The sequence below is a fragment of the Tumebacillus flagellatus genome, from assembly GCF_000714935.1.
In the GTDB taxonomy this organism is placed as follows: Bacteria; Bacillota; Bacilli; order Tumebacillales; family Tumebacillaceae; genus Tumebacillus; species Tumebacillus flagellatus.
In genome coordinates this window covers 1-1,479 of sequence record NZ_JMIR01000084.1, presented here as the reverse complement: position 1 = coordinate 1,479, position 1,479 = coordinate 1, and the positions used below count along the sequence as shown (strand labels likewise).

2 protein-coding genes are annotated in these 1,479 nt (G+C 46.5%); both read left to right on the top strand.

All coding sequences use genetic code 11. The features are described from left to right. A partial coding sequence (locus EL26_RS22995) for a copper amine oxidase N-terminal domain-containing protein (protein ID WP_038094825.1) occupies window positions 1-963 on the top strand: 963 nt, incomplete at its 5' end. Window positions 964-977: 14 nt separating this feature from the next. Continuing rightward, complete coding sequence (locus EL26_RS22990) at window positions 978-1,295, top strand: hypothetical protein (RefSeq protein WP_038094824.1); 318 nt, start codon at window positions 978-980, stop codon at window positions 1,293-1,295. Window positions 1,296-1,479: the final 184 nt, after the last annotated feature.

The following is a 1,479-nucleotide window of genomic DNA, read 5'->3' as shown; positions in this document are numbered from 1 at the left end:
AACCGGACGATGGTGCCGATTCGGTTTATTTCCGAAGCCATGGGGGCGGATGTGACTTGGTATGCCAAGGCACAGTGGGTGGTCATCCAATTGCCGGGCAAGGAAATCCAACTGATTGTTGGAGATGATACTGCCTATGTGGGCGGCTTAGAAACGAAGCTCGACACGAAATGTATCATGAAGGACGACCGCACGTATGTACCGTTGCGCTTCGTCAGCGAAGCGATGGGAGCGACGGTCGGATGGGATGGAAATCAAAACCTCGTAACCATCTCGTACAACCGAAGTGCCGCAGACAACCCGCACTCGCACCCGTCTGCATACAGCGGCGACCTGTGGGGACGTGAAACACGTACAACCGATTTGCCGAAAAACGCGAGCGACTTCCCGTACGTTTTGGCGGATCTGCCGAATGAGATGTATGAAATGCCGTATCGCAAAATCACAGACGACCCGATTGAGTTACCCATTACTCTTTATGCGGAACAGGAATTCACAAAACAAAACATTGATCTCTGGACAGGTCGTGTACGAACGTATTATCAACATGTATTAAATGTGGACTACAATACGATTGATTCTACATGGGTGGATGAATTTTATGGAACGATCAACCCTGGAGGTCGCGACCGTAATCGTTATTTGAAATATGTGAATTGGGTTAAACAAAACCACATTCAAATCGAGGGAAGCATAGAACCTGAACCGAGCATGATCTATAAGACTTGGCATATTTACACAATGAGGAATAAGGTCACGTTCCGAATTGTAAATTATGACCAAGACAAAGATGTAATGTTGGATAGTATGTATCCAGTGGGTCGATTTAAGAAAGGAGTCTGGTACACCGGGTATGCGGACATTGGACTTGGAACGATGACAATGGGGAATTGGGGACCGACCTTGGCGGTCAACAATGATGCAAGTCTTGTAGCAAACAGCAATATTCATGAAAAGCCATAGCGGGTACTTGATAAATGAATGATTTTATGAAACGATGCTTTCTTGTGCTTGTATGTATCTTCTTTGTTTCCATTCTCCCCCTACAAGCGTGGTCGGATGTTTTAGTCGGGATTGACAAAGGCACAATCTATTTCTCTACAACCGACCACAAAGCCTCAACCGGTATTCGCTACGTCTCCACAGGCTGGACCATCCGCCGAGACAGAGCCTGCGTATATCCAGCCAAGGACCCGTGCAATCCGGATCAAGGCACCTACGGCATGATTCATACGGGCAAGATGGTGGAAGTGGGTCACACGGACAGCGCAGACGGGCAGTATGTCACCACGTAAGATACGAAACTGAGAGTTCTCGTTCGAAAATACGGACGGGGGCTTTTTTATAATCGTTTTGTTTTACTTGTTTTATAGAACTGCAATATTTTTTCCTATATACTAAATAATGCCTGTATCAACAACAAAACCCAAGGAGTGAAGAGAGTGAAAAAGTGGATGTTTCCCCTCGCCGGTCTGACCA

Bases quoted from the DNA above. Each gene is read 5' to 3' on its own strand.
- EL26_RS22990 (WP_038094824.1), top strand. From the start codon at position 978: ATGAATGATTTTATGAAACGATGCTTTCTTGTGCTTGTATGTATCTTC.